The following is a 6,420-nucleotide window of genomic DNA, read 5'->3' as shown; positions in this document are numbered from 1 at the left end:
GCGTAGGGGCCGGATGACGGGAGCGCAGCGTTTTTTGGTTACTTTTTGTCGGGTTTGACAAAAAGTGACTCGCCGTAAGGGCGAAAAGGTGAATAAGCGTCTCCATCGCAAATGGACCATGCCCATTCTCAACACCCACGCAAAGCAATAAAGCTTCAAGCTTCAAGATCTTCAGAGCAGCCGCATAAACCGAGCAAAACCGAATCTGCCCGTGAAGCCCCTACCGTTCGGTTACCGAACACTTACCCCGACGTAGAATTGACGCCACAGACATCACTCCCCACCATGCACCAGCCTCGCGTGCCTCTGCCCAAAAACGGCCACGCCCACCGCTACTGACTACAATTTCAAGAACGAGCAGTTTTATGACCCACACCCACCCAGCCCCTTCAAAGCTGCGCAGCGCCCTCGCCGTCGGTAAAACCCGCTGGGGCATGCTCGCCCTGGTGTTCTTCGCCACCACGCTCAACTACATAGACCGCGCAGCCCTGGGCATCATGCAACCCGTCCTGGCCAAGGAAATGAGCTGGACGGCCATGGACTACGCCAATATCAACTTCTGGTTCCAGGTCGGCTACGCCATCGGCTTCCTGCTACAAGGCCGGCTGATCGACAAGGTCGGCGTCAAACGCGCGTTCTTCTTCGCGGTGTTGCTGTGGAGCCTCGCCACCGGCGCCCACGGCCTGGCTACCTCCGCGGCAGGCTTCATGGTATGCCGGTTCATCCTGGGCCTCACCGAAGCCGCCAACTACCCAGCCTGCGTCAAGACCGTGCGCCTGTGGTTCCCAGCCGGCGAACGCGCCATCGCCACCGGCCTGTTCAACGCAGGCACCAATGTGGGTGCCATGGTCACCCCCGCGCTGCTGCCGGTGATCCTGGCCGTGTGGGGCTGGCAGGCCGCGTTCATTGCCATGGGTTGCCTGGGGCTGGTGTGGGTGGTGTTCTGGCTGCTCAAGTACCACGACCCTGAGCAACACCCCAGCGTGCGCCAGAGCGAAGTGCAGTACATTCAACAGGACGCCGAACCCGAGCCTACCCGCGTGCCCTTCAGCCGCATATTGCGCCTGCGGGGCACCTGGGCCTTCGCGGTGGCGTATGCCATCACCGCGCCAGTGTTCTGGTTCTACCTGTACTGGCTGCCACCGTTTCTCAACCAGCAATACAGCCTGGGCATCGACGTAACCCAAATGGGCATCCCGCTGATCATCATCTGGCTCACCGCCGATTTCGGCAGTGTGGGCGGCGGCGTGTTGTCATCGTGGCTGATCGGCCGTGGCGTGCGGGCCACCAGCGCGCGGCTGGTGTCGATGCTGGTATTTGCCTGCACCATGATCAGCGTCACCTTTGCCGCCAATGCCAGCGGCCTGTGGGTGGCGGTGCTGGCCATTTCGCTGGCCGTGGGCGCCCACCAGGCCTGGACGGCCAACATCTGGAGCCTGGTGATGGACTACACCCCCAAACACCTGGTCAGTACGGTGTTCGGCTTTGGCAGCATGTGCGCCGCCATCGGCGGCATGTTCATGACCCAGATCGTCGGCAGCGTGCTAACCGCCACCCACAATAATTATGCCGTGCTGTTCACCATGATCCCGACCATGTACTTCCTGGCCTTGGTCTGGATGTACTTCATGGCACCGCGGGCGATCGAGCAGGCTTGATCGCCGCGGCCAGTGGCTACAACGCCCAGTCGGCCTTCTGGCCGAAGAACGCCTGGGCGTTGGTTTGCAGGCTTGCCAGGTGATAGCCCCCTTCCTGCACGATCACGCTGGGGAGCCGTAGGGCGCGAACACGCTCGCCCAATGTGGCAAAGCCTGCGGTGGTGACCGCTACCTTGCTCTGCGGGTCGAGCTCGTAGATGTCAAAGCCCAGCGACAGCACCAGCACCTCGGCGCCAAAATCCCGCACCGCAGCCAGGGCCACCTCCAGGCTGGCCATGAAGTCCGCTTCACTGGCCCCGTGCGCCAGCGGCAGGTTCAGATTGTAACCCTGCCCTTCCCCCGCGCCACGCTCATCATCGAAGCCGGCCACGCCCGGGTAGAAGTTGGTCGGATCGCCATGTACCGACACATACAGCACGTCATTGCGCCCGTAGAAAATTTCCTGAATACCCTGGCCATGGTGCATGTCGGTGTCCAGAATCGCCACGCGCCGGTAACGGCTGCGCAGGGCCTGGGCGGCGACAGCTGCGTTGTTGAGGTAGCAGAAGCCCCCTGCCGCATCGAAGCGCGCATGATGCCCCGGCGGGCGGCACAAGGCGTAGGCGGCCGGCTCGCCATCCAGGATGGCCTGGGCCGCAGCCACTGCGCTTTGCGCCGACCAGTAGGCCGAACGCCAGGTGTGTTCGCCCACCGGGCAACTGCCGTCCGCCAGGTAGCGACCCGCCTGGGCCAGTACACCGCGCAAGGCATTGGGCTCACGCACGAAGATGTTGGACATCACCTCGTCCCCCCAGTCTTCGGGCACTTCCTTCCAATGTGCGTGGGCGCTTTGCAAAAAGGCCAGGTAGGGCTCGCCATGCACGGCTGCAAGGGGCGCCAGGCCGGCATCGGCCGGTGCAAAAATGTCGAAACCCAGGGTCTCGGCGGCCCGCACCAGGTTGAGCGCCCGCTCAGGCACCTCCTGGGGCGTACGCATGGCGCCGCGGGAATAATAGCTGCGCGGGTGATGCAGCAACTGGTCGGGGTGGAAGTAGCAACGCATCAGGCTTCTCCTTCATCGACGCGGCCCGCACGCGCGAGCACCGCATTAAGCAGCACATCGGCGCCCTGGCGGGCGTCATCAAACAGCACGTCTTCGGCTTCGTTATGGCTGAGCCCGCCCACGCAGGGGATGAACACCATTGCCGTGGGGCAATGCCGGGCCAGTAGGATAGCGTCGTGACCGGCCCCGCTCACGATGGCTTGCTGGGTATAGCCCAGGCCGTCCACAGCCTGTTGCACGGCGGCCACGCACGCGGCATCGAACGGTGTGGCCGGGCTCACCCAGTGGCGCTCGATACGCACCTGCAAGCCACGGTTGCGGGCGATGGCCTGCAGCTTCAGGGTCAGTTCGTGCTCCATCGCTTCGATGGCCTGGTCGCGGTGGTGGCGCAGGTCTACCGTGAACCGTACCTGCCCTGGGATGGTATTGCGCGAGGCCTTGGCAATGGTCAGTTCGCCTACGGTGGTCAGCCCCTGGGGGGCGAAGTCGGCCGCCAGTTGCTCGACAGCCTGAATCATGCGGGCGGCGCCGTATAGCGCGTCCTTGCGCAGGGGCATGGGCGTGGTCCCGGCGTGGGCAGCCATGCCTTCGACGGTGATATCCAGCCAGCGGATGGCCTGGCCGCCGCTGACCACGCCGATGGCCTTGGCATTGTCCTCCAGAATCGGGCCCTGCTCGATATGGGCCTCGAAATACGCATCCACCTCGCCGCCAAGCGGCCGCTGGCCTGCGTAGCCGGTGGTGCGCAAGGCCTCGGCCACCGTAATGCCCTCGGCATCACGGATGGCCAACGCCGCCTGCAGCGTCAGCGCGCCAGTGAACACCGCCGAACCGAACATGGCGGGGGTGAAGCGTGCACCCTCCTCGTTGGTCCATACCGCAACCTCCAGTGGCTTGCGGGTTCGGATGCCCAGGTCATCCAGGCGCCGTAGCACCTCCAACCCCGCCAACACCCCATACACGCCGTCGAAGCGCCCACCCTCGGGCTGAGTGTCCAGGTGGCTGCCCATCATCACCGGGGCAGCCGTGGGATCGGTGCCGGCGCGGCGGGCAAACAGGTTGCCGATGGCGTCCACGGTCAGCGTCAGGCCGGCTTCCCGGCACCATTGGCTGAACAGGTCACGCCCGGCCTTGTCCTGTTCGGTCAGGGCCAGGCGGCAGCTGCCGCCCCGTGCCGTGGCGCCGATCTCGGCCATGGCCATCAGGCTCGCCCACAGGCGCTCGCCATTGCTTTTCAACATGCGGGTACTCCAGAAACGGTGGGGGTTCATCAGGCCGGTTGCAGCTGCTGGCTACGGGCGTACTGGCGCGCAAGGGCCAGCACGCACACCAGCGAAACAGAGGCGATCAGGGTGTAGAACAGCGCCATCGGCCACCATTGGCCGGTGAAGGTATGGGCCAGCCAGGTGCCGATCAGCGGCGTGAGCCCGCCGGCAATGGCACCGCACACCTGGTAGGCCATGGAGATTGCGGTGTAGCGCACCCGGGTCTCGAACATGCCACTGACGTACCCGGCGATCACCGCGTAGAACGAGGCCATGCAGGCTGCAGCCAGGGCAATGCCCAGCACGATCATCGGCCCCTGCCCGGAACTGACCAGCACGAACATGGGGTACGGCGAGGCCATGGCCAACAACGCCACCCACGCCAGAAAACGCGTGGCACCGACTTTTTCCGAGAGCCAGGCGGCCAACGGCTGCACGCAGAACTGAATCACGGCGACGAAGAACAGGCATTGCAGAATCAGCGAGCGCTCCAGGTGCAGTTGCTGGGTGGTGTAGCTGATCATGAAGGTGTTGGTGAAGTAGACCCCCGCGATGCCAAGGGTATTGGCACCGATGCACAGCAGCAGAGGGCGCCAGGCCGTGCGCAGCACCTCCAGGGCAGGCGCCTGTTCCTGGCACCGTGCGGCTTCGGCTTGCTGGCGGCTGGCGAGGAACTCGGGCGACTCGTTGACCCCCAGGCGAATCGCCAACCCCACCAGCAACAGCAGCGCGCTGGCCAGGAACGGCACGCGCCAGCCCCAGCTCATCAGGTCTGCTTCAGGCAGGCGCGTCACCGCACCGAAGGCCAGCAACGAAAGGATCAGCCCGGCCGGGCTGCCCAGCTGGGCAAACGAGGCAAAGAAGTTGCGCCGGCCCTTGGGTGCATGCTCGCCCGCCATCAGCACCGCCCCGCCCCACTCGCCCCCCACGGCAATGCCCTGCACGATCCGCAGCAGTATCAGCAGCACTGGCGCCGTTGCGCCGATCTGCGCGTAGGTCGGCAACAGGCCGATGCACACGGTGACGATGCCCATCATCAGCAGCGTGATCACCAGCGATTTCTTGCGCCCGATGCGGTCGCCCACGTGGCCGAAGATGATGCCGCCCAGCGGCCGGGCGAAGAACCCGACGGCAAAGGTGCCGAAAGCGGCCATGGTGCTGAAAAGGCTGTCGTCGGAGGGGAAAAACAGCGCCCCGAACACCAGCGCGGCGGCGGTGGCGTAGATGTAGAAGTCGTACCACTCGATCATGGTGCCGATAAAGGCGGCGGCGGCCGCACGGCGCGGCTGAGGGGCTGCGGTGGCTTGCATGGAAGGCTCCCTTGCTTGTTCTTTTGGCAGGAGTGTGGGGTCACGGTTGCGCTCTGTTGGCGCTTGGCAGGTTGCTGGATCTTGGCAATCGCAGCGTCCTTGATGCCTGGGATTTATCGTCTGGGGGCTATGATTAGTCAATTTTCTATTTATTATGCCAATTATTAATCCCGCTTATTATCGAGCCTGCCATGTCTGAGCGCCTGCTGAATGATCGACTGGACTGGAACCTGCTGCGTACCTTCCGGGTTATCGGCCAGGAGCTGTCCATAAGCCGTGCAGCCGCCCGGCTGCACCTCACCCAACCGGCAGTTAGCCAAGCGCTCAAACGGCTGGAACAGCAACTGGGCCGTCAACTGATCGCCCGCCGCGGACCACGCTTTGTGCTGACCGACATGGGCGAGCAGGTATTCCGGCTGGCCGGCGAGGTCTACGGGCAGATGTCGCAGATCGGCGGGTTGCTGGAGCACCCGGGGGATGAACTGGTGGGCAAGGTACGGCTGCTGATGATCAGCCGCATCGTCAACGAGGCATTCGACGACCTGCTTGCCGCTTTCCATCGCCAGCATCCAAGGGTGGAGCTGGAAATCGAGGTAATGCGCAGCTCCGACATTGTCGCCGCCCTGCAGGAGAAAACCGCCACTGCAGGCCTCAGCCTCAACCGCCGTGCCCAGACACGGCTGGAGCAACGGCTGTTTCTGCGCCAGCGCTATGCCTTTTTCTGTGGCAGGCACCACCGGCTGTTCGGCGAGGCCGAAAGCGACCTGCAGCGGGAGAACTTTGTCAGCTTCACCAGCGACCAGATTGGCGGCATGCTGTCACCGTTGACCATTTTCCGCGACCAGCAGGGGTTTGCCGGGCGCATCGTGGCATCGTCGCCCAGCCTTGAAGAAGTCCGCCGGCTGGTGATCGCCGGTTTCGGTATCGGCTGCCTGCCCGAACACGTGGTGGCGCCGGATGTACAGCAAGGCTTGCTGTGGAAGCTGCCACCGCTCGACGGTATTGCCGATGTCGATATCCACCTGCTGTGGAACCCGGGCCAGCGCTTCAGCCGAGCAGAACAGGTATTCATTCAGGCCTTGCAGCAATGCACCACCGAGGCTGGCCGCTAGGCAAAGGAACGGTTGGTGGATAGCGCCCGACAG

General features: G+C 64.0%; 5 protein-coding genes. 2 read left to right on the top strand and 3 right to left on the bottom strand.

Annotation, left to right across the window (positions count from 1 at the left end; translation table 11 throughout):
• The first annotated feature begins 365 nt into the window (after positions 1-365).
• Positions 366-1,658 carry an MFS transporter gene (locus tag IAE33_RS17195; protein ID WP_201164401.1) on the top strand — a complete coding sequence of 431 codons (1,293 nt, stop codon included), beginning with the start codon at positions 366-368 and terminating at the stop codon, positions 1,656-1,658.
• Positions 1,659-1,674: 16 nt separating this feature from the next.
• On the opposite strand, the gene IAE33_RS17190 is transcribed toward IAE33_RS17195, so the two are convergent.
• The 3 genes from IAE33_RS17190 to IAE33_RS17180 are packed head-to-tail and all read right to left on the bottom strand — an operon-like array spanning position 1,675 to position 5,275.
• A complete protein-coding gene (locus IAE33_RS17190) occupies positions 1,675-2,700 on the bottom strand; it encodes a histone deacetylase family protein (protein WP_201164400.1) in 1,026 nt (341 codons plus the stop codon).
• Positions 2,700-3,941, bottom strand: coding sequence for a Zn-dependent hydrolase (locus IAE33_RS17185; protein WP_201164399.1), 1,242 nt, complete (start codon positions 3,939-3,941; stop codon positions 2,700-2,702). The genes IAE33_RS17190 and IAE33_RS17185 overlap by 1 nt, the downstream gene beginning before the upstream one ends.
• A 29-nt stretch (positions 3,942-3,970) precedes the next feature.
• The gene (locus tag IAE33_RS17180) at positions 3,971-5,275 is read right to left on the bottom strand and encodes an MFS transporter (RefSeq protein ID WP_201164398.1); all 1,305 of its coding nucleotides are present in this window, start codon (positions 5,273-5,275) and stop codon (positions 3,971-3,973) included.
• A gap of 191 nt (positions 5,276-5,466) precedes the next feature.
• On the opposite strand from IAE33_RS17180, the gene IAE33_RS17175 reads away from it, so the two are divergent.
• Positions 5,467-6,387 (top strand): LysR family transcriptional regulator, encoded by a 921-nt coding sequence (locus IAE33_RS17175; protein WP_201164397.1) that lies wholly within the window; start codon positions 5,467-5,469, stop codon positions 6,385-6,387.
• The last annotated feature ends 33 nt before the right edge of the window (positions 6,388-6,420 follow it).

Origin of the sequence: Pseudomonas sp. S60, assembly GCF_016647865.1 — a bacterium.
GTDB classification, from domain to species: Bacteria; Pseudomonadota; Gammaproteobacteria; order Pseudomonadales; family Pseudomonadaceae; genus Aquipseudomonas; species Aquipseudomonas parafulva.
The sequence above is the reverse complement of the archived record's forward strand: the minus strand, read 5'-3'. Positions and strand labels throughout refer to the sequence as shown.

Excerpts from the sequence above, each read along its gene's own strand:
- IAE33_RS17195 (WP_201164401.1), top strand. The coding sequence starts at position 366 with ATGACCCACACCCACCCAGCCCCTTCAAAGCTGCGCAGCGCCCTCGCC.
- IAE33_RS17185 (WP_201164399.1), bottom strand. The coding sequence starts at position 3,941 with ATGTTGAAAAGCAATGGCGAGCGCCTGTGGGCGAGCCTGATGGCCATG.
- IAE33_RS17180 (WP_201164398.1), bottom strand. The coding sequence starts at position 5,275 with ATGCAAGCCACCGCAGCCCCTCAGCCGCGCCGTGCGGCCGCCGCCGCC.
- IAE33_RS17190 (WP_201164400.1), bottom strand. The coding sequence starts at position 2,700 with ATGCGTTGCTACTTCCACCCCGACCAGTTGCTGCATCACCCGCGCAGC.
- IAE33_RS17175 (WP_201164397.1), top strand. The coding sequence starts at position 5,467 with ATGTCTGAGCGCCTGCTGAATGATCGACTGGACTGGAACCTGCTGCGT.